Source organism: Sporosarcina cascadiensis (assembly GCF_009650995.1).
GTDB lineage: Bacteria > Bacillota > Bacilli > Bacillales_A > Planococcaceae > Sporosarcina > Sporosarcina cascadiensis.
Window position 1 is genome coordinate 39,444 of sequence record NZ_WHVV01000016.1, and the last position, 22,252, is coordinate 61,695.

The window sequence follows — 22,252 nt, forward strand, 5'->3', positions numbered from 1 at the left end:
AATTGTCACATACAGGAAAAAAAGTGCTGGTAGTAGATGATGAGGAAATACTTCGCATGTTGCTGACGGATACATTAGAGTTCGAAGGGTTCATCGTGGATGAAGCAGAGGACGGTTTGCAGGGTCTTAAGAAAATTCAAGAGAATCACTATGATGCAGTCCTTCTTGATTACATGATGCCGCATATGACCGGACTGGAAGTGCTGGAGAAAATTCAGCCTATGAATCTTCAAACCCCAGTGGTCATGCTCACAGCAAAAGCACAGTTGGCCGATCAGGAGGCTGCGATGGAAAAAGGTGCTGCCTACTTTGTGTCAAAACCTTTTAGTCCGAATGAATTAATGGAATTGCTGAAATCATTTTTCTAACAGGAAGCTAGAAAAAAACGTTCTCTCCAAATTGGAAAGAACGTTTTTTCATTTTTTGTCGGGATGATCACTTTGTGGATATAAAATTCTGCCGTCCGAACGGTGTATATTTTGTATGATTGTTGCAGAAAAATCATGCAGCGGATAAGGTTTCGTCAAATAGTGATCGACATGAAATTTTTCCATCAATCGAGGATCCTTTTCCACAGAGGAAGAGATGATGATGGGAATTGATTCTGTATCTTTCAGCTTTTTCATCTGCCCGATTAACTCCCAGCCTGTTTCACCGTCCTGCAGAATTAAATCTACTACTACTGCAGCGGGCTGCATTTTTTGGATACATTTTAATGCCGTCTCCACAGTTCCATGGTGTACAACAGAAAATCCGCTACTTGTCAGCTTTTCATCTGATAATAAAGCGATGCTTACATCATCCTCCACTATGACCACGAGAGGTTATTCAAGATTAACCGGCTCATTCGGCAGTTGTTGTTTAAGCGGAAGTGAGAAGAATACAGTTGTACCAACGTTTTCTTCCGAGTCAATCCAAATTTGGCCATTATGATTGTTGATGATTTCTTTACAAATAGATAGACCAAGACCTGTACCGCCGATTTTTCTGCTGAAACTATTATCAAAACGATAAAATTTCTCGAATAAGTGACTGATATCATTTTGAGGAATTCCAATCCCTTTATCAGAAATGGAGACGATAACCCTATCTTTCTGATTTCTCAACGTGACTCTTATCTTACCGCCGTCTGGAGAAAATTTGATGGCATTGCCTACTATATTCTTGAATACTTGAAGCAGCCGTTCTCTGTCGCCGACTACAGTGGAAGAACAGGTGACGTCCTGTAATTGAATGGAATGCAGAGAAGACTGCACGGACGTAACTGTCTGTTCTGCCAGTTCGGCTATCGATACATCTTCAACGGCGTATGTCTGACGGCCTGATTCCATTCGCTGGATATCTAAAAAGTCATTGATGAGAGAAGTCAGTCGATTGGCTTCGCTTTGAATTGTTTCCAGATATCGTTTCTTGCGTTTTTCATCCATCTCTTTATTCAGCAATAGCTCAGAGAAACCTAAAATACTGGACAGCGGCGTTCGCAGTTCGTGACTCACCGTAGAGACTAATTCAGTCTTCATCTGATCTACTTCATGTTCACGCGTAATATCGCGATGAACGAAAATGGTTCCTACTTTTTCTCCGCTGATCAATATGGGCACACTATAAACATTCATGACTCGCGACTGTTCTGAAGGAAGTGAGACAATGTATGAATTATGGTTCATCTCCTGATTATCCGAGTCCAGCGCTTCTTCTAAAAACACCCGGTATTGCTCAGGCTCATTAATCTGCTGAAGGAAGTGTTCTGTCCATTCTTCCCGCGGCCATGCTTTAGGCTCCATACCCAGCAATTCAAATAGCGCCGTATTGTATTTATCCTCCTCGTTGTTATTGGAAACAAAACGGATGCCTTCATTGATATTGTCTAAAATATTTTGATTCAATTGGCGCTCGTGGCTGATCAGTTCATGCTGTTCGATCCGGTCGACGGCTATTGCAATCCGTTTAAATAAACCATATAAGTCCGTCTGGTCATCCTCAGTAAACGGCTTGCCGATTCGGGAGAGAACGGCAATGATGCTCAAGTGGTTTGCGGAATTGTATATTCCTGTGACAAAATCGTAAACGAAAGTGGTATTTTCTGCGACACCCTTTTCATAGCCTGCCTCACGCTTGATGATAAAATAAGGTTCTGTTTCCAAGCGAAGTTTCAGATAATCCATCCGCTCTTGTTTTATCTCTTCAAAAAATTCATTGGACATACCTTTTAACGAAAAAGTGTCACTTATAGGAAACCATAATAAACTGAGATCTGAATGATAGATGGTATTCAGGTACTCGGATGTTTGATCGCAGACTTCTTGCTTGTCCAGCGAAAAGGACAATAAATGACTAAGTCCATTATGACGCTCCAGACGAACTTTAGAAAAACGGGCTTCCGATAAAGCGTATTCCATTTTTGTCTGGCGATTAAATAATTCATCCTGCTGAGAAATTAACTCTTCATTCTGGACCAGCAATTCCTGTTCATTCGTTTGAATTCGCTGCATCATTTTGTGAAGAGCTTGCGATAAAGCACCTATTTCATCTTCTCTGTCTTTCAGCTGAAATAAAATCTTTCCATCCGTTTCATATTGATCTGCTGCATGTGTGATGGTCTCGACAGGTCGAATTACCCGTTTCATCACATTCCATACCATGAAAATTGGAATCAGTAAAAACGCAAGTCCCAGCAAAGTAATAAGTAAAAAGAATTGGTTGGTCTGGTTTTTTGTTTGTTGATAGTCTTTTTGCAGCATTTCTTTTACATTGAGATTATATTCATTGGCATATTTGATAAAGCGGTTGACTGAAGAATTCGTTCCGCCATTCGCAAGTTCGCGCAGCCCTTCATAATCGTTTTCCTGCACGTACTGAATGGCTCTGGGCAGCGTCGCATTTTCGTAGTCGGTTAGAAAATCATCAATCTCTTCTACGATTTTTTGCTCCTCTTCATTGAGGGGAAGTGCTTTATATTGTCTTGAATACGTATGAATGTCCTGAATTGCCTGATAGGCTCCGTTCAATTCATCCTCTATTTGAAAAGCATAGTATCCGCGGATTCTAAAGAACAGATCTTGAACAGAATTGGATATTTGCTCTACTAATTCGGACTTTTCAAAAGTCTCCTGCTGATTTTCCTCTAGCTCGGCCCAAGAACTCTTTACATATATATACATACTGCCCATGCCGATTACAGCCACTAACAATGATACGATAAAGATATTAATATATTGCTGGCGAATACCTCTTCTTCGCGACATTCGGTTACCCCTTCCTGTTTCTATACTTCTATTCTACCATCCGAAGCAGGATTAGGGCAGACGGAATATACGGCTTATTTTTTAACGTCTGGGAATAAAAGAAACCAGGTTTTCATTCGTAAAATTTTGCGAAAAAAAGAACACAGCAGGCTGTGTCCTGAAGTGTTTATTCAAAAATATATTGTAGCGCACGTACGGCCTGGTCGACCGATTCTACGGTGACATGAGCTTTGCGCGACAATTCTTTCAACGGATGATGGTGATTTTCTTGGCGAATTAAAATTAACGGCTTGCCGTATGCTACAGCAGCGCTTGCGTCCATTGCAGTATTCCATTGCTTGTACTGCTCTCCGAACAGCGCAATGACGACGTCTGATTTCTTCATAAGAATCTCGGTGCGCAAGTTATTGAAGTTGGAAGCCGCTGCGTCTTTAAAAATGGCGTCCGGTTGTTTTCCTAAAATTTCTTCCCCGATATGATCCGAGCGATCGTGGTCTTCCATCGGTCCGACAAAGTCGACCGGCAGCTGCAGCTTTTCTGCCTGCTGTTTGACTTTCTCCCGCCACGACGTATGTATCTCCCCGGCTAAGTATACTGTTAAACGCATACAAATCTCCTCCTAGTTTGATAGACTTCATTGTATCATGCCTGTTCTTTTCATTCAGTAGATGTACTTTGCTTGGTTTTCTGCATTCGCGTAAAAGTCTATGGTTGCCGCGCCAAAACGCTAGTTAAACGCGCCAAACGGCCTTACAACCGCACCAATCACGGGTTCAGCAGCAGGGATAGTAATAATCTATGGTACACTGAATAAAAAAGAGGAGCGATCATCCTATGAACGGACAGAATCGAGCAGATATTAAACCAGGACTGCGTGTAGCAGTCATTTTAAAGAAAGACCAGCGCAGCGGAGTAAAGACAGAAGGGATTGTCAAAGATTTATTGACGAACTCGAGCTTTCATCCGCATGGCATTAAGGTGCGGCTGGAAGATGGACAAGTCGGACGGGTGGCTGAGATATTGGGTTGAAGGGAGCTGAATCCGGTTGTATGAATTGAAGACGAAGCGAACCGATGATAGTGTAATTGAATTTATTGAGAGTGTGGAGAATCCTAAAAAACGGGAAGATGCCTATCGGTTGCTTGATATCTTTACAGACACTACGGGATATGGAGCAAAGATGTGGGGACCCAGTATAATAGGCTTCGGCTCTTATCATTATGTATATAAGACCGGTCATGAAGGGGACGCGCCGCTTGTCGGATTCTCACCGCGAAAGGCGAAGATCAGCTTATATTTCACAACGGGTGATGCTGAGCGTGAACGGTTGTTGGAAAGATTCGGCAAGCACACGAGCGGTAAAGCGTGTGTGTATATTAACAAAGTTGAGGATATCGACGTGGACGTGATGAAGGAATTAATCGGGCAATCCGTTATATTTTTAGAAGAATTATATCCAAATGAAAAGCAATAAGAAAAAGAGAGGGTGTTGCATCCTCTCTTTTATTCATATATTTACAAACCCTCTCTATACGTCACAGCCGTACCGGTAGCGATGCACATCATCATACCTTCACGCACCATTTCAAAATCCAAATCTACTCCGATTACAGCATTAGCTCCCATGCGCCGCGCTTTTTCTGACATTTCCTCAATTGCAGTTTCACGGGCTTCTGTCAGCTTACTCTCATATGCTGAACTTCTTCCGCCTACAATATCTGTGACGGAAGCAAAGATATCGCGGACAATATTTGCGCCCATAATGGTTTCTCCAGATACAATTCCGTGGTATGTTTCGATTGTCCGGCCTTGCAGTGTGTTCGTTGTCGTGTGTAACATTCGATCTCCTCCTTATGTTTCCTTTTATACGAATCAAAGGGCGGCGGGGTTTCATCATTGCCAGTACCTTCGAAAAAATAATGAGAAATGTTATAGAGCCGAAGAAAACACTGGGATTGACCTGCACTTATTGGCAGGAAGAATCATGTCATAAATTCATATTTCCCGGGGAATATTGTCGATAGCAATAGTTTCAATATACACACTTCAGGATTATGGTTCAAAGAAGTTTGCGAATCATGTAAAATGGGACTGTTGTTTTAAAAAAGGAGGGAGATTGTATGACGGAACAAGCGTATCAGCTCATTTCGATCATCTTGTATATGGCAGCTATGTTATTTATCGGATGGTACGCGTTCAAACGGACATCCAATCTGACAGACTATATGCTGGGCGGACGTTCACTGGGACCTGCAGTTACGGCGTTGAGTGCCGGAGCTTCCGACATGTCAGGGTGGCTTTTAATGGGTCTTCCGGGTGCAATATATCTGAACGGCATGGTCGAAGCATGGGTTGCCATCGGATTAACAATCGGGGCCTATTTAAACTGGCTGCTTGTGGCACCGCGTCTGCGTATGTATACGCAAGTATCGAATAACTCCATAACGATTCCAAGCTTCCTGGAGAATAGATTAAAGGACACATCGCGTTTACTGCGTGTGGCTTCAGGAATCATCATATTAGTGTTTTTCACTTTCTATGTTTCATCGGGAATGGTCGCCGGAGGGAAATTTTTTCAAAGTTCATTCGGGCTGGACTATCATACAGGACTGTTGATTGTATCAGCAGTTGTCATTGCCTATACACTGTTCGGTGGTTTTTTGGCAGTAAGCTATACAGACTTCGTTCAGGGATTGATCATGTTTCTGGCGCTGATCTTAGTGCCGTCCGCCGGGATTTTCATGACTGGCGGATTTGCAGCAACAGCGGACAGTATACGTCAAGTAGACCCTGCGCTGTTTAATTTTTCATCGGGCATCGGTTTGCTGGGAATTATATCCTCGCTGGCATGGGGACTGGGATACTTTGGCCAGCCGCATATTATCGTACGTTTCATGGCAATAAAATCGGTAAAAGAAACGAAAAGTGCGAGACGGATCGGAATCGGCTGGATGCTGTTAAGTTTGATCGGTGCAATTGCTACAGCATTGGTGGGAATCGCATATTTCCAGCAAAATGCAGCAGAGCTTGCAGATCCGGAGACGGTATTTATAGTTCTCGGCCAACTGTTTTTCCATCCATTGATTGCAGGAATCATGCTGGCGGCAGTATTGGCTGCAGTGATGAGTACGATTTCTTCTCAATTGATCGTGACGTCATCTGCATTGATCGAAGATTTATATAAAGCTGTCTTTAAGTCGAACGCTTCAGACCGGCAATATGTCTTTTTAGGACGTGCCGCAGTTATGATCGTTGCAGTGGTTGCAGTGATTCTTGCGTGGCCGAATAAAGAATCGGTATTAAAACTGGTTTCATTCGCCTGGGCAGGTTTCGGCGGTGCATTTGGCCCTGTCATTCTGTTATCACTCTATTGGAGGAAGATTACTCCGCAGGGCGCACTATGCGGTATGGTCGCCGGAGCGATTACAGTAGGAATTTGGGGGAGTTTTAAATTCCTGTCGAATTCATTGTATGAAATTGTGCCGGGCTTCATTACTTGTTTGATCGTGACGTATATCGTCAGTTTGGCAACGTATAGAAAGAATGCTGAAATTGAACGTGAATATGATGAAACGATTAAGTTATTGGGAGAAGAACGTTAATCGTATGAGAAGAGCCATCCTGCAATGTAAGGATGGCTCTTTCAAATACTCAAATTAATTGTACAATGGTCCGTCCGCGTGCTTGGCCTTTCAGTAAAGCAGGTAATGCATCAGGCAATTCTTCCAATGAAATCTCATGCTGCACAAGCTGTTCCAGATCCGAAAGCTTCAGGTCTGTTGCTAACCGATTCCATATCTTTTTACGCGTATCCATCGGGCAGTATACAGAATCAATGCCGAGCAGATTCACAGCACGTAAAATGAAAGGGAACACGGCTGTAGGTAATTTAGTGCCGGCAGTCAATCCGCTTACAGCAACTGATCCGCCATATTCAATCTGGCTCAATAACGAAGCAAGCGGCTCACCGCCGACCGGATCGACTGCTGCTGCCCATTTTTGCTTGCCGAGAGCGCGGATTTTACCGTCATAGACCTCTTCACGAGATACAATGGACTTGGCTCCCAGAGAATCTAAATATGCATGTTCATTCTGCTTTCCGGTACTCGCTTCGACATCATAGCCAAGTTTAGATAAAAACGAAACCGCAAAGCTTCCTACTCCGCCGGTTGCACCTGTCACCAGAACTTTCCCTTTACCAGGCGACAGATTATTATCTTCTAAACGCTGAACTGACAGTGCTGCTGTAAAGCCCGCTGTTCCGATAATCATCGCTTCTTTTAATGAAAGACCTGAGGGAAGAGGCACAACCCAGTCGGCTTTCACTCTTGCGTATTCGCTGTAACCTCCGAAGTGTGAGACGCCGATTTCATAACTCGTCGCAATGACCTCATCACCTTCTTTAAACCGTTGATCCGTTGAAGAAACGACCACACCCGCCAGATCAATGCCGGGAACCATCGGGTAGTTCTGTACGATATTTCCGTCAGGTATAGATGCCAGACTATCTTTATAGTTGATGCCTGAATAGTGCACACGAATGACCGTGTCTCCTTCAGGCAGATCATCAAGTAAGAGTTTGCGTACCTCTACTGAAAAGTCATCCCCCTGTTTGTCAACGGTAAGTGCTTTGAATGATTGTGCCATATAAAATCTCCTTTCGCCTATTAATTTCTTGATTCTAGCATTATACTAACGCAATTGTCGGAAAGCTTCAAAATTGAAGGCTCATTCGCTGTTAAAATAAAGATTGACTCTCACGTAACGTCAGACCTTATAGTGAAGATTAGGGAGGCGGCGGATAGATGAAAGTGAAAGAAGTGTCAGAACTGACAGGCATCAGTATACGAACTCTGCATCATTATGACGATATTGGACTGCTTGCACCTGACCAAGTGACTGAATCAGGCTATCGTCTGTATTCGAATGAAAATCTGGCCTGCCTGCAGCAGATCTTATTTTTTCGAGAACTTGGCTTTTCATTGAAGAAAATAAAGGAACTGCTGGAAAGTCCGGAATTTGAGCGCCTGGAAGCATTGGAAATGCAGCGAGATATGCTGTTGAAGAAAAAAATGCAGCTGGAGGTTATGCTCCAGACGATTGACCGCACCATTCAAACAGAGAAAGGGGAAAACAAGATGACCAATGAAGAGAAGTTCAGGGGATTTGATTTTCGAAAGAATCCATATGAGGAAGAAGCGAAGGCAAGATGGGGAGAGAAGAAAGTGAATCAGACTAACCGTAAGTTTGGAAAGGAAATGCAGGATGACATGAACCGGATTTATTTCAAACTGGCAGAACTTCGGCATGGAAAGGCAGATTCCGATGAAGCGCAGGTTGTTATTGAAGAATGGTTCATTCTGCTGAACCGAATGGGCAGTTATTCATTGGCGGCGTTTAAAGGGCTCGGTGAAATGTATGCGGCGGATGAACGTTTTACGCAAAATATCGATCAGTTTGGCGAGGGACTTGCAACGTTTATGAAGGACGCGATGAGAATATTTGCAGAACGCAGAATTGCAGAGACAGAATAGGTATGTTGCATAAAACAAACTGCTGATCCGATTGTTAGGATTAGCAGTTTTATTTTTTGGAAATGATAACGAGTAGTGAAAAATGCTAATTAAAGTAATTAGTGGTATAGTAATACAGCAGGATGAATAATAGTCACTAAATTTAGATAGTAGTCTACTTTGGCAGTGGCTTGTTATCATTTTATTGAGAGGAAAGTTACCCTAAAAACCTGATCGAAGACTTTTTGTGAACGCTCTCGGAGGTTTGTATAAAATGGGCCCGTAACCATGGAATTGATTAGTGTGCTAAATCAAATCATTGGAGGGAACGTTATGAATATCACAGTAGTAGGAGCAGGGCACGGAGGTACGACAATTGCAGCAGACTTGAAGAAGAAGGGTCATGCAATAACGTTATTGAAAACATCTAAGGGACTGCATAATGAACACTTTGAATATATAGTGAAAAATCAAGGGAAAGTAACAATCTTAGACGGTTCTGAAGAGACAAGCGTGAACCTAGATCTTGTCACAACCGATGTGGAACTCGCTATATCCGGTGCTGAGATCATCATTATGTATATTCAAACTAATTTTCATGAAGAAGTGATCAAGCGCATCATTCCATTCATGAATGAAGATCAAATTGTGCTGCTGGAGCCGGGTTATTTATCAACGGCCTATTTTCTGAAGCATGAAAAAGAAAAAAGCTTCACCATCGCAGAAGCGCAGAGTTCGCCGATTGATTGCCGGATTATTGAACCCGGAAAAGTAAAAGTATTATTTAAAAACGTGCGAAATCCTGTAGCAGTCTTTACAGATAAAGACGAAAAGACCATACAGGAAAAATTGAACGCACTTCAATATAATTTTGTGTATCTGACGTCCATAATAGAAGCGGCTCTTCATAATCCGAATTTGATTGTTCATACGATCGGCGGGATTATGAGCATACCCCGGATTGAACATACCGAGGGTGATTATTGGATGTACAAAGAGGTATTTACGCCTCACGTATGGAATTTGGTTGAAAGTCTTGATAACGAAAAAATGAATGTGCTTGAAAAGATCGGGGCAGAAAGACTGTCATATGTAGAAGCGTGCCGGTTCCGTAATTCTGTGGATTTGACTGTCGATGCCATAGAGGCGTTTCGTACGTATGCGGAGAACAGTTCACCGGAAGGGCCGTTCGTCGCCGATTCCAGATTCATCACAGAAGATGTACCTGAGGGGTTGGTCTTATTAGAATCACTGGGTCGGATGCTGAATGTAGAAACGCCTACGTGCACCGGGTTGATCAACACCGCATCCGCAGCTTTGAATAAGGACTTTAGAGAGAACGCCAGAACTGTAGAATTGCTTGGCAGAGAGAATCTGGAAAGAATAATCGGCTACAGTATCGCTGTTGTTTAATTGCACATGCCAAACAAATAAAACCGGCTGCCAGTGATAAATTACTGGCAGTCGGTTTTTAGATCCACAAAATCCTGTAACAGCAGACAATAAAAGCTCTGTTGAATATGTGCACTTGCAAGCAGTATCTTAGATTTCTTCCTATGTTGCTCAAAATTTTTGAGACGACTAGTAAGTAGATGTTTCTTTAGAAATTGTGCCAGTTAACGGAATAAAGCATCTTATTTATTTTCATTAATAAATGTATCTGACATCCATTCATTAAATTTTTCTTTCTCTTCAAATTGTGGATAATGAGCTGACTTCTCGAAAGTAATAAAATGCTTATCTTCGGCTGAAATCGTATCGAAATACTTTTTTGCTGCATTAGATGAAGTCATGTAATCGTATGTACCCATTACAAAATATAAAGGAATATCAAGTTTTGAAACAATAGTTGGTAATGATTTTTCTAACATATGATTTACCAGCTTCTCTTGAGAGTATCCCATTCCATAGTTATAGCGAATGACATCTAACAAATTATACTCGCTGCTAAAGAGAGCTCCTATAATATCACCATCGGGGTTATCAATGCTTCTAGTAGATCCGCCATATTTCATGACGTATTCCCTTGGGGTAACTATTTCACCGTTGCCAATTTGTTCAGTTAACCCTTGTAAGTATTCTATATCATCAGTATTGCCTGCCTTTTCAGCTTGGTCAATGCAGTAAATTAAACTTTCTTTCTCACTTTCTAATGTATCGCTCATCTGTCCAATCCCCACATACGCTTCATACTTCTCAGGAGATTTATTGGCCGCTTGCATGGCAATGTATGTTCCTGATGAATGAGCCATAAGGATAACTTTTTCTTTCCCAAGGCGTTCTGATATATAATCTGTCAACAACAATAGGTCATCGACCAATAAATTTGTTGATAGATTGGAATAGTCTTCATGAAAGTGATACGACTTCCCACTTGCTCTTTGATCGTAATTAACAACCGTAAAATTGGATTCCAATAAATTTTGATATTTAACAGCATATGGTGTTTCCGGGGCTCCTGGTCCTCCATGTACAACAATTACGATAGGATTATTCTTATTAGCTCCGCGTATCATAATTTCATGACCAGTTCCATTTATCATTACTTGTTCCAATGTGCTAATGCTATTATTACCCTTTATATTTGATGTCCATGTGGGAAATAAAAGTGCTATTGCGAGTAATGTTAAAATAACAATTGCCGTATAAAAAATGTATTTCATTGTTTTCTTTTTACGCTTCATATAATTTTTTATTCCTTCCTTATCCCATTAAATCGCGCGATGTTTTAAAAAGTGAATTCGCTAATTACAGCGCCCATTCCTGAACTAAATAGATCTGGTTAATTTCTGTGGTCCTATTTCACTCATGATATACACTCCTTTAAAGTAATAAATATAAAACAAAAAAACGCACTCATCCCTAAGCAAGGGACGAGTGCTTTTTAACCCGTAGTTCCACCCAGTTTCTCACAAGTTAAAAAGAGCATAACTTATGATTCTGTCGCTTACGTGCATTAAATTATTTTCATGCTATAATAAATTCCTATAAAAAGCAACACTCTTTTGTTTTCTTACACTCTTTTGCCTATTAGGAAAATGAACAGCCCGTGAATGAAATCCATTGTTTTCAGTAATATTCGCGTCTACAATGCGTCCGTCACTTCATCGCCTTTGGGAAGATACTCCGACAAACCAATCTGTTCCAGACCATCTTTAATTTTTGGCGTATAGCCTAAATTTTCATTCGATAAGAACGTGGCTTTGGTAATGATCAGCTGTTTCAGGTAGGGAAGATATACAGGATCGAACTGTTGCCAAAGCTGGTAGGAATCAATCAGATCTTCGAGTGTCAGATGCTTGTAATCGTCCCCTTTAAACGTCAAATCAGGCGAGATACGATACCAGATATCGCCGTTATCACGAATCCAGTTATCCTGCTGATAAGCGATCGCCTGCTGAATACGGCGAGCGGTCCGCAAATAGCGCGGGTCTTGAAATTCCTGATATGCCATCAACAAAATATTCATTCCGCCAAGTGCGTGATTCATAGAAGCATGCGTCGTCACTTCCTGATTGATTGGGAAGTAATCCGCGATATAATAAGCGTATGTTTTTACAGTAATGATGTTGCCTTTGTCTTCTTGCGACACAAGCAAGTCTGCGTAGTCGCGCAGCGGTTCATTAGCTTCTGGAATCTCGAATTCACGACCGATATCATAATAAAACAGTGCAATCTGTTCATTGAAACGCGTATCGATGAAAGGAGCATGTATGCCGTATAAATCCTTTAAATACGTGCTCGTTACTTCCGTCTCCCAGTACGCTTTGTCTTTCTTGAAACTTTTCAGATTTACGAACGCGTTATAGACCAGATCCTCAAAATAACGTTCTTCCTTCTCATGATAAAGCGTCAGCGCGCGATCTTCTTTCAGCATTAGCAACGTACGGCCGTATCCTTGCCCGGACTTCGGCATCGGTTCGGTGGAGTCTGCCAGTTTATTATAGGGACCGTCCGCAGTATACCAGTTATTGCGTTTCTTATGGTTCTGTCCCGTCTCTCTCATCCAGGCATAGATGCTTTTCTTCGAATTAAATAGCTGATGATGGGAATTCAGATACCACTGATCCACAATATCCTTTCCTCTAGAACGCAGCGTATAGACGGACAATAGGGAGTCACCCGTCGAAGCATAGGACAGGGCTTCCTGTTCATCAAGCAGTTCACGGGTAAAGCTTTGCTCGCCGTTATCATAACGCATGGAAAGCTGCTTCGAAAGATAAGACTGGCCGACCATTCGCTCTTCCACTGTGCCATCATTTCGAATGAAACGAAGCACGCCTGTCGGATAGGAAGTCATATCAGCATCGGTTAAATCTGTATTTTCCCGCTGCAGTGGATATCGATCATAGCGATACAGGTCAAAATAGGCAACATCTTTCTCTTCTTGCAGAATATCTACAGTTAGAGGGAACCCTGAAGGATTCGTTAGTTTAGAAAATACAAAGGTATCCTGATTAGGCAGCACTCGGAAAGTCACTTCCATTTCTGCAGCGCTTCTGCCTACTGTATATGTATATATATAGTCTCGTGCAAAACCATGATCAATTTCCGTCTGCGATTTAAACCGAATCGATTCTTCGGCACGTAAATAGAGAGTATGCAAAGAAAAAGGGACCTCTTCTAAATGAACAGAATGTTTCATCGGTATATAATTTTTTGATGTTTCTATAGTGGATGCTGCATACGATTTCGCTTCTTTAATATAACCGGCATCCAGCAGCAGTCTGTGTAGAACGTTAGCGAAAACAGCCCTTGAAACCGTTGGCGAACTCTTGCGCAGGATATCCTCTGCAGAGTTGATAGTGAAAATCGAAATATTGTTAATAGCTGCCTGTTCGAGGCGGGAAGGCCAGATCGAAATCAGATGTGCAAAGTCTGTCTCAAACTTAGTCGCCAGTTCATCCAGTAGCTGTTTATGTGTAATTGGCTCATCAGAATTTTGTTCTGTTTGCAGCCAAGCATACTCTGCAGCTGGTTTCGACGGGGAGATTTTCGATAAAGCCATCGCAGCTTGCCCTTTTGTCAATGGCGCGTCCGGACGGAATTGCATGTCCATTGAACCTGACAATATATCCAGTTCATTCAATTGCAGAATTTCATTTTTCGCCCAGTAAGAGCCGGGCAGATCTGTGTAGGACGCGGCCGCTGTCTGTGCATATGCGGAATGAAAAGAGCAAAAGCAAATCAGTGCAGCCCAGCTCAGCGAAACCATCCATTTATTCATTAATATTACCTCCAACAAGTTAGCAAACCACTAGTATGACTATACCCCAAAATAATTGTTCTCAGTATGAATGGGAATCAAAAAGGAACATATGATACAATCTGAGTAGACAGATAGGGTTGAATAGGAAAGATGAAGGAGGATGTAATTATGAATAAAGAAGAGTTTTTGGAACGATATGCGATTGACCGAAAAGGAACGAACTCGCTGAAGTGGGATAAGCTGGAGGAACGTTTCGGCAGCGCGGATTTATTGGCTGCCTGGGTGGCGGATATGGAATTTAAAGTGCCTGAGCAGGTAGTGGAAGCAATCAAAGAGAAAGTGGAATACGGGGTGTTCGGCTATACATATGTGCCCGATTCCTATTATGAAGCGTTCATCAACTGGGAGCGCAAACGCCACGGCTATGAAGTGAAGCAAGAGTGGATGCGCTTTTCAACTGGCGTCGTAACGGCGCTTTATTGGTTCGTTAATGCCTTTACGAAACCGGAAGACGCAGTCATTATTCTGTCGCCTGTCTACTATCCATTCAGCAATGCGGTGAAAGATACCGGGCGTACGCTGGTGAACAGTGAACTGGTTAATACGGACGGCAAGTATACAATTGACTTTGAAGACTTTGAAAAGAAAATTGCAGACAATGACGTGAAGCTGTTTATTCATTGTACACCGCATAATCCAGTGGGGCGCGTCTGGACGGCACAGGAGGCGGAGAAACTGCTGGCAATCTGTGAAAAATACGATGTCCTCGTTGTATCGGATGAAATCCACCATGATATGACATTTGGCGAGCACACGCATATTCCGTCTGCAATCGTGGCGGACGGCAAGTTTTCTGAGCAAGTAGTCACAGTGACGGCTGCTTCCAAAACATTTAATCTGGCCGGTTTGCTGACGTCGCAGATCATTATTGAAAATGAAGAGCTGCGAAAACAGTTCGACCGTTTCGTCAACTCGGTCAACCAGACAGAAGTCAATCTACTCGGGATGACTGCTTCTGAAGCCGCATTCCGCCATGGTGCAGACTGGCTGGACGGGCTGCGCGCCGTCATCAAGTCGAATGAACGCTATGCAGTGGAACAATTTGCGGAGCATGCACCGAAACTGATCGTTAGTCCGCTCGAAGGTACGTATTTGCTGTGGATTGATCTGCGTGCGTATATTCAGCCGGATCAGGTTAAGGAATTCGTGCAGGATACATGCAAACTGGCCATCGATTACGGCGAATGGTTCGGGGAAAAGTCCAAGGGCTTCATCCGTTTAAACCTCGGGACAGAGCCGCGGCATATTCAACAGGCAGTGGACGCGATTATTGAACATTTGCCGCGATAATTATAGAAAGGCTGCCTGAGTTTTTATCAGGACAGCCTTTTTCCGTATTACGCGTTAAATTTGATGTGGACATTAAGCTGCCGAATTAGTAATGGCCATTGGAACAGCTGGATGATCATAGTAAACAGCCAAGAGCTCATACGCTTGCGCCAGCCGCTCATCGCCCCTTGATTCATGATCATAGTAAGCGGCTGCGTGATCATACTGCATGCCGCCGTGATCATACCTGCGAGTCTCATGCTCATAGACTCATTAACGTTATCCAATAATTTCAGAAGCCGATCACCCTAGTCATTTTCATCGCTGCCCGCCGAAAGAAACCCAAGCTGCTGCAGTTCTTTCTCTAAAAACGGGCGGGCGTTCAGCATATCGCGGAAAGTCGCGTAGCGTGCGATCTGTGCCTGATCGGGCTGGCGGCCGTTGCGGTACGCACGGATCAGAATGTTTTTCGGCGTATGCTCCATATCAATGAATTCGACAAGCTGCGCTTCATAGCCGACAAGCGACAGCAGTTCAGCGCGCATTGAATCGGTAGCGAGCGCCGCGAAGCGTTCCTTCACTAGACCATGTTGCAGCATGACATCGAATGCCGGGGACTGCAGTTGCGAAAACAATTCATGCTGGCAGCAGGGAACAGATAAAATTACCGAAGCGCCCCATGTAACAGCTTTCGCAAGCGCCATGTCCGTCGCAACATCGCACGCATGCAGCGTAACAACCATATCGACTGCCGTGTCGCCTTCATATTCATTGATATCACCGACCAGGAACTCCAGCTGGTCATACTGCAAATCTTCTGCAATCGTCTGGCATTCTTCAATGACTTCTTTCTTCAGATCTAAGCCGGTAACCCGGATGTCCAGTCCTTTTTCGATCCGTAAATAATGATAAAGAGCAAACGTCAAGTAGGATTTACCGGAACCAAAATCCAAAATGCGTATCTGCCGGTCTTTCGGAAGATGGCTCAGAGTATCGTCGATCAGTTCGACAAATCGGTTGATCTGCCGGAATTTATCATGTTTCTGATTCTTCACTTTGCCTTCAGGTGTCTGAACACCCAGGCGTACAAGAAATGGATAGGGTGTTCCTTCGTTCAGGGCGTAATGTTTTTTTCGGTTATGTGCGTAATCCACTGTTTTCTCGGTATCCAGAAAAATTCTTTTGATGGAAACCTTCATTTTCTTCGACAGCAAGATCTGAATGGTTTCATCCGTCAGCTCAATGTGGAACTGCTTGTATTCTTCAAGAGCCTTCTGCAGAGGGCCAGCGATACTATCGAGCGGCACATTCTCATGCTTCAGAATCCGCTCATGCTGATATTCAAATTGGATATAAAATTCGCCTTTCAGTTCAAGAGGCTTCATTTTGATGCGTTTCGTTTCATTCGATTTCAAGCGGGGCTGACTGATCGTACCCCGAATGAAAGTACCGTCTGTCATGCGTTTTTGCAGCAGTTCGAGTACTTCATCTACTGACATGTTCTGACACTCCTGTCTGTCTGCGTTCAGTTAAAGAGAAAGCCTTGCTTCTCCAAAAAGCCTTTAATGTGAAGACGGTGCGGTTTCTCCAGGAAATCCGCCATTTCTGCAGTCCACGTGGCTTCGCGCTGGTTGGAATCGCGGCCAGCATAATATTCCTTCATAATCTCATCGTAAGCAGGCAGCAGATCATCATATTTTTCTTCATTATACGTGTTTTCGTGCAAGACCGCTTCTACCGGCAGTCTCGGTTTAACACCGTTGGATTCATTCGGCACACCGATGGACATGCCGAATAAAGGAACGACACCTTTTGGCAGTTCAAGCACTTCTGCAATTTCTTCAATCGCATTTCGAACACCGCCGATATAGCAGATGCCGTAGCCTTTTGATTCAGAGGCGATTGCGACGTTCTGAGCGAACAGACCGACATCAATTGCACCGACCAGGACATTTTCAGCTGCAGAATAATCAATTTCTCTGCCGTGCAGACGCGCGGCATGCGACAGGCGGTTATAATCCATGCAAAAAACAAGCACGGCACCGCCTGTATAAAATTGACGGCGGTTCTTCGAAAGCTCTGCCAGCTGTCCTCGTTTTTCTGTATTTGTTACATAGAGCACTGAACAAGCCTGCACGAAATGTGAGCTTGCTGCATGCTGTCCTGCCCGAATCAATTCTGTTACGGTCTCCCGTGTGATCGGTTCGTCTTTGTAGCGCCGAACTGAAGAGTGAGATTTCAATAATTCAATAACCATACGATCCCTCCGCCTTTATTTTCTCAGCAGGATATATTTCACTCCTGAATATCTACTTTCATCCTACACTATTCAGAGCTTTCAGGAAATACCCAAGCTCAGTTGGACAACCGTTTCTGCCATGCCAGGAACGGTTGCAATGCATCCGCAGTTTTCTGCTGAATGAATGGAATAAAGCGCTCTTCGGGCTGTAGTTCCTGGTCGGGAAAGAAAGCCTGCACAGGGTTTGTAAATCCTGTTTCCTCATAAGCATCCTGCTTGCTGCAGGCATACAATATTTTGCCCACGGTTGCCCAATAAGCAGCTCCGAGACACATGGGACAAGGTTCGCCGCTTGCGTACAATACACAGTCAGACAGATCCAGCGACTGTAATTTCGCACAGGCTTCTTTAATTGCCAGCAGCTCCGCATGGGCAGAAGGATCACAAGCGGATTCTACCAGATTGGTCCCAGACCCGATAATCACACCATCTTTTACGATGACAGCTGCAAACGGACCACCGCCATTTGAAACATTTTCTGTTGCCATTTCCACTGTATGCTTCAGCCACTTTTCATGATTCATGTCATTTCCTCCTGTCGAATAATTAAATTTCCCGGGAAATATTGTCTGGTTTCCTGCCCTTATCATACAAAACAATCACCATACAGACAAAACATTCAGCAGGATATTCGAAATGAATGCTTATGTATGCATCTTTGTTATGATGATGAAAGAACAGTCATGGTTAGTTAGCGCTCTGAAGGGTAAACTACTTGTAAAAAAACGTCGGGGAGGATACGGAAATGGATGTATTAATAGAAGAAGCCGTCATAGTCGGCGTTCATGAACAGAAAGATCTTCATTTCGAATATGCAATGGAGGAGCTGCGCAACTTAGCAGAAGCAATTGATGTCACGATCGTCGGGCAAGTGACACAGAATCTTGAAAGAAGAAATCCATCTCATTATTTAGGCAAAGGAAAAATTGATGAAATCCGTGAAATATATGAAGAGACAGGTGCAAACTTGCTGATTTTCAATGATGAACTGTCACCGTCTCAATTACGTAATCTGGAAAAAGAACTGGAATGTAAAATTATTGACCGGACCATGCTGATCTTGGATATTTTTGCGAGACGTGCACGCAACAGAGAAGCACAGATGCAGGTGGAGCTGGCACAGCTTCAATATACATTGCCGCGTCTAGTCGGGCTTCGCGCTTCATTGAGCAGGCAGGGCGGGGGAACTGGAGGAGGCCTGCAGAACAAAGGGGCCGGTGAGACGAAACTGGAACTCGATCGCCGGAAGATTGAAGATCAGATTGCAAAATTGCGCAAAGAACTGGATCATGTCAGTGAACAGCGGGAGACGCAGCGCAAACAGCGAGTGCGCAGCGGAATTCCGGTAGTGTCGATTGTCGGTTACACGAACGCGGGAAAATCGACGTTGATGAACCGGCTGCTTCAATACGTAGATGCTGATCAATCAAAGCAGGTCAGCGAAAAAGATATGCTGTTCGCGACATTAGAGACGGCCGTCCGAAAAATTAAACTGCAGAGCAAGAAGGAATTTATTTTGACGGATACAGTAGGCTTCGTCTCCAAGCTCCCTCACCACCTGGTCAAAGCATTCCGTTCTACGCTGGAAGAAGCAAAAAATGCAGATCTGTTATTACATGTAGTGGATGTTTCAAATGAAGAACATGGTTATATGATGGATATTACCAATGAAACATTGCAGGATATTGGAGTGGAAAGTGTTCCGACAGTCAATGTGTACAATAAAGCAGACTTGGCAGAAGTGCCTTATCCCCGCGTACAGGATCAGAACATCTGGATGTCCGCCGGAGAAAACGCAGGAGTGCCTGAACTGCTGAAGCTGATTGAACAGAATCTTTTCAGAGAATATGTTACGTGCAAACTGCTCATCCCTTATGACCGCGGAGAGCTCGTGTCCCATTTGAATGAGACAGCTGCGATTAAGGAGACTGCTTATGAAGAAGAAGGCACTTTGCTGACAGTGGAAATGCCGGTCAGCGAATGCGAACGTCTCCAGGAGTTTGTATTGTAAATAATGAATCAAAAAAGGGCTGCATGCGCAATGCATGCAGCCAAATCCTTTTATCTTTATAAGAAGAGAAAGGGGGTGGGATGTTTCTAGTATGCCCGCTCCTGCTGTATCTAAACCTTTCTGGCAAAATAAGGTGTAATTACCTAACACGCTCGTTTTAATTACCTACAGAGTCACTGGATAGATTTGGTACAATGGTTCGGATTATGTCGAAAAGTAAGGGAAATTGAACCTTTTACGTTTTTCGGCCGTACAACTAATTGAAGCCAAAATAAGAGGAGAGATGCAAATATGAAAAAGTGGACAACATTTATAGGTGCCGGCGCGCTGGCATTTGCCCTAAGTGCTTGCGGACAGACAGCAACACCGAAAGAGGATGCCAGTACCGACCCTGGAAAAGAAGAAGAGGTTGTAGTAAAAAGTGACCTCACTGTACAAGAAGTAATGGAGAAGGCGAATGCTGCGTCAGAAACACAGCAAAGCATGCACGCTGACATGGAGATGGACCAGAACATTGAGATGGGTGAAGATAAGCAGGAAGTTCATTCGACAATCGATATGGATATGATTCTTGAACCGCTTGCTATGCGTCAGACGATGAATATGCAAATGGGCGAAGAACAGACGGCTGTAGAAATGTTTATGACTGAAGACGGGTTTTTCATGAAAAATCCTGAGTCAGGCGACTGGATGCAATTGCCGAATGAAATGTATGAAGAAGTTGCAGGGCAGATGGCCGGCTCTATGAATACACAAGTAGACTTTTCTATGTATGAAGAGTTTGCCGATGATTTCACTTTTGAACAGACAAATGACGAATATATTCTTCATTTGAAAGGGTCTGGCGAGAAGTTCAGTGAATTAATGAAGGATATGATGGAGCAAAACATGCCTGCGGGAATGGAAGAAGCGCAGTTGGATCTCATCTCTCAAATGAAAATTGAAAGTATTGATGTGGAATTCACCATTGACAAGAAAACATTCTTCACAAATCATTTTGACATGGATATGGTCATGACAATGGAAGAAGAAGGCCAGCAAGTGAAGATTTCACAGAAGATCAAAGGCGATATCTCGAAAATCAATGAGATTGATGAAATCAAAGTGCCAAAAGAAGTGATTGATAATGCAGTTGACATGAATGAAGCCATGCAGCAGCAATAAGTAACATGACAAAACTGTCTTCCGAATTACCGGAGGGCAGTTTTTTCGCTGTACAATAGTGTTTTCAGCAGTCAGCACACAGCATACTGTGGAAAAACGATTGTCACAAAGTGATGATAATGATTTTCAATTAGCTATTGACTTCGTATCGTAAAACGCTTAAAGTAGTTTATGAGCGAATGATAATCATTTTCATTTAAGTGAGAAAGCTCAAATATTCGATATCGGAGTTCTTCATGAAGAAACGTTATTTAATTACAGCTGTCATACTACTCTCACTCCTTTCGCTTTTCGTCGGTGCAAGCAGTATCACACCAGCGGATTTACTGGATTGGAGATCAGAAGAAACAGAGATTTTCTTAATCAGCAGGTTGCCGAGGCTGGTTGCTATTTTGCTGGCGGGTGCCGGAATGAGTATTGCCGGGCTTATCATGCAGCAACTAAGCCGCAATAAATTTGTTTCCCCAACAACAGCAGGAACGTTGGACGCAACGAAACTTGGGATTTTGGTTTCGATGATTATTTTTACGAATGCAACACTATTAGAAAAAATGGCGGTATCTTTTACATTCGCCCTACTCGGTACATTTTTGTTCATGCAAATCTTGGACCGGATCAAATTTAAGGATGCGATCTTCATTCCGCTCGTCGGCTTGATGTTCGGGAATATCCTGTCATCCATTTCCACATTTTTCGCCTATAAAGCAAATGTGATTCAGAATATGTCAGCTTGGCTGCAAGGTGATTTTTCTATGATCATGAAAGGCCGTTATGAACTTTTATATATAAGCATACCGGTCCTGATCATTACATATTTATATGCGAATCGCTTTACGGTGGCTGGAATGGGAGAGGATTTCTCCAAGAACTTAGGGCTGGCTTACAAACGGATTGTGAATATTGGCCTTGTATTAGTAGCGTTAATTACGACAACTGTTGTCTTGACGGTGGGCTTGATTCCGTTCTTAGGGCTGATCATCCCGAATATCGTTTCGATTTTTAAAGGAGATAATCTGCAAAAGACGTTGCCGCACACCGCTTTGCTCGGCGCAATCTTTCTTCTCATTTGCGACATTTTAGGGAGAGTCATTATTTATCCGTATGAGATCTCGATCAGCTTAATGGTCGGTGTGATTGGAAGCGGAATCTTCCTCTATCTGTTGTTTAGGGGGAAGGCATATGCGTAACAGAACAAAGTTATTGATTCTAGCCGCTTTGGCATTGGTGTTTTGCGGATTGTATTTATTTCAAGGATTGAACGGCAGCTATGATTACGCGCTTCCTCGAAGAGCGGTCAAAGTGATTGCGATGATTTTGACAGGCGTGGCGGTTGCCTATTCTACGGTCATATTCCAGACGATTACGCATAACCGGATTTTGACGCCAAGCATAATGGGGCTGGACTCCCTATATATTTTACTTCAAACTGTCCTTATTTTCTTTTTTGGTTCTACCCATTTTGTACTGATTAATCAGCAATTC

General features: G+C 43.2%; 22 protein-coding genes. 11 read left to right on the plus strand and 11 right to left on the minus strand.

Annotation, left to right across the window (positions count from 1 at the left end; genetic code table 11):
- Positions 1-2 precede the first annotated feature (2 nt).
- The gene (locus tag GDZ68_RS14850; protein WP_153723087.1) at positions 3-368 is read left to right on the plus strand and encodes a response regulator transcription factor; all 366 of its coding nucleotides are present in this window, start codon (positions 3-5) and stop codon (positions 366-368) included.
- A 48-nt stretch (positions 369-416) separates the two neighbouring features.
- On the opposite strand, the gene GDZ68_RS14855 is transcribed toward GDZ68_RS14850, so the two are convergent.
- From GDZ68_RS14855 to GDZ68_RS14865, 3 genes are all read right to left on the minus strand, one after another.
- The gene (locus GDZ68_RS14855; protein ID WP_194841190.1) at positions 417-809 is read right to left on the minus strand and encodes a response regulator; all 393 of its coding nucleotides are present in this window, start codon (positions 807-809) and stop codon (positions 417-419) included.
- A gap of 15 nt (positions 810-824) precedes the next feature.
- The gene (locus tag GDZ68_RS14860) at positions 825-3,245 is read right to left on the minus strand and encodes a HAMP domain-containing sensor histidine kinase (protein WP_153723089.1); all 2,421 of its coding nucleotides are present in this window, start codon (positions 3,243-3,245) and stop codon (positions 825-827) included.
- 166 nt (positions 3,246-3,411) lie between these two features.
- The gene (locus tag GDZ68_RS14865; protein WP_153723090.1) at positions 3,412-3,852 is read right to left on the minus strand and encodes a YtoQ family protein; all 441 of its coding nucleotides are present in this window, start codon (positions 3,850-3,852) and stop codon (positions 3,412-3,414) included.
- A 227-nt stretch (positions 3,853-4,079) separates the two neighbouring features.
- Here GDZ68_RS14865 and GDZ68_RS14870 point away from each other — a divergent pair, with 227 nt between their 5' ends.
- Entirely contained in the window at positions 4,080-4,274 is a 195-nt protein-coding gene (locus GDZ68_RS14870; protein WP_153723091.1) for a YwbE family protein, read from the plus strand.
- Positions 4,275-4,290: 16 nt separating this feature from the next.
- Entirely contained in the window at positions 4,291-4,719 is a 429-nt protein-coding gene (locus GDZ68_RS14875) for a DUF1801 domain-containing protein (RefSeq protein WP_153723092.1), read from the plus strand.
- 41 nt (positions 4,720-4,760) lie between these two features.
- Here GDZ68_RS14875 and GDZ68_RS14880 read toward each other — a convergent pair whose 3' ends face one another.
- Positions 4,761-5,084: a YbjQ family protein gene (locus GDZ68_RS14880; protein ID WP_153723093.1), complete on the minus strand. Its 324-nt coding sequence runs from the start codon at positions 5,082-5,084 to the stop codon at positions 4,761-4,763.
- 281 nt (positions 5,085-5,365) lie between these two features.
- Between GDZ68_RS14880 and putP the strand changes: the two genes are divergently transcribed.
- Entirely contained in the window at positions 5,366-6,847 is a 1,482-nt protein-coding gene (putP, locus tag GDZ68_RS14885; protein WP_153723094.1) for a sodium/proline symporter PutP, read from the plus strand.
- A 49-nt stretch (positions 6,848-6,896) separates the two neighbouring features.
- Here putP and GDZ68_RS14890 read toward each other — a convergent pair whose 3' ends face one another.
- Positions 6,897-7,892, minus strand: coding sequence for an NADPH:quinone oxidoreductase family protein (locus tag GDZ68_RS14890; protein WP_153723095.1), 996 nt, complete (start codon positions 7,890-7,892; stop codon positions 6,897-6,899).
- A 158-nt stretch (positions 7,893-8,050) separates the two neighbouring features.
- Between GDZ68_RS14890 and GDZ68_RS14895 the strand changes: the two genes are divergently transcribed.
- The gene (locus GDZ68_RS14895) at positions 8,051-8,779 is read left to right on the plus strand and encodes a MerR family transcriptional regulator (protein WP_153723096.1); all 729 of its coding nucleotides are present in this window, start codon (positions 8,051-8,053) and stop codon (positions 8,777-8,779) included.
- A gap of 312 nt (positions 8,780-9,091) precedes the next feature.
- Complete coding sequence (locus tag GDZ68_RS14900) at positions 9,092-10,171, plus strand: NAD/NADP-dependent octopine/nopaline dehydrogenase family protein (protein ID WP_153723097.1); 1,080 nt, start codon at positions 9,092-9,094, stop codon at positions 10,169-10,171.
- A 221-nt stretch (positions 10,172-10,392) separates the two neighbouring features.
- Here the strand turns inward: GDZ68_RS14900 and GDZ68_RS14905 are convergent, their stop codons facing one another.
- Positions 10,393-11,442 (minus strand): alpha/beta fold hydrolase, encoded by a 1,050-nt coding sequence (locus GDZ68_RS14905; protein WP_153723098.1) that lies wholly within the window; start codon positions 11,440-11,442, stop codon positions 10,393-10,395.
- A 401-nt stretch (positions 11,443-11,843) separates the two neighbouring features.
- Positions 11,844-13,985 carry an S-layer homology domain-containing protein gene (locus tag GDZ68_RS14910; protein WP_153723099.1) on the minus strand — a complete coding sequence of 714 codons (2,142 nt, stop codon included), beginning with the start codon at positions 13,983-13,985 and terminating at the stop codon, positions 11,844-11,846.
- Between the two features lie 150 nt (positions 13,986-14,135).
- On the opposite strand from GDZ68_RS14910, the gene GDZ68_RS14915 reads away from it, so the two are divergent.
- Positions 14,136-15,317: a MalY/PatB family protein gene (locus tag GDZ68_RS14915; RefSeq protein ID WP_153723100.1), complete on the plus strand. Its 1,182-nt coding sequence runs from the start codon at positions 14,136-14,138 to the stop codon at positions 15,315-15,317.
- A gap of 47 nt (positions 15,318-15,364) precedes the next feature.
- On the opposite strand, the gene GDZ68_RS14920 is transcribed toward GDZ68_RS14915, so the two are convergent.
- From GDZ68_RS14920 to GDZ68_RS14935, 4 genes are all read right to left on the minus strand, one after another.
- Positions 15,365-15,556, minus strand: coding sequence for a hypothetical protein (locus GDZ68_RS14920; RefSeq protein ID WP_153723101.1), 192 nt, complete (start codon positions 15,554-15,556; stop codon positions 15,365-15,367).
- Positions 15,557-15,604: 48 nt separating this feature from the next.
- Entirely contained in the window at positions 15,605-16,795 is a 1,191-nt protein-coding gene (locus tag GDZ68_RS14925) for a class I SAM-dependent methyltransferase (protein WP_153723102.1), read from the minus strand.
- Between the two features lie 26 nt (positions 16,796-16,821).
- Positions 16,822-17,553, minus strand: a complete 732-nt coding sequence (gene nfsA / locus GDZ68_RS14930) for an oxygen-insensitive NADPH nitroreductase (protein WP_153723103.1) — start codon at positions 17,551-17,553, stop codon at positions 16,822-16,824.
- Positions 17,554-17,651: 98 nt separating this feature from the next.
- Positions 17,652-18,119 carry a nucleoside deaminase gene (locus GDZ68_RS14935; RefSeq protein ID WP_153723104.1) on the minus strand — a complete coding sequence of 156 codons (468 nt, stop codon included), beginning with the start codon at positions 18,117-18,119 and terminating at the stop codon, positions 17,652-17,654.
- Between the two features lie 221 nt (positions 18,120-18,340).
- Here GDZ68_RS14935 and hflX point away from each other — a divergent pair, with 221 nt between their 5' ends.
- The 4 genes from hflX to GDZ68_RS14955 form a co-directional block, all read left to right on the plus strand.
- Positions 18,341-19,606, plus strand: coding sequence for a GTPase HflX (gene hflX / locus GDZ68_RS14940; protein WP_153723105.1), 1,266 nt, complete (start codon positions 18,341-18,343; stop codon positions 19,604-19,606).
- Positions 19,607-19,897: 291 nt separating this feature from the next.
- Positions 19,898-20,770: a DUF6612 family protein gene (locus GDZ68_RS14945; RefSeq protein WP_153723106.1), complete on the plus strand. Its 873-nt coding sequence runs from the start codon at positions 19,898-19,900 to the stop codon at positions 20,768-20,770.
- 236 nt (positions 20,771-21,006) lie between these two features.
- Positions 21,007-21,957, plus strand: coding sequence for an ABC transporter permease (locus GDZ68_RS14950; RefSeq protein WP_153723107.1), 951 nt, complete (start codon positions 21,007-21,009; stop codon positions 21,955-21,957).
- Positions 21,950-22,252: iron chelate uptake ABC transporter family permease subunit (locus tag GDZ68_RS14955; RefSeq protein ID WP_153723108.1), on the plus strand; the 303-nt coding region annotated here is incomplete at its 3' end. The genes GDZ68_RS14950 and GDZ68_RS14955, both read left to right, overlap by 8 nt.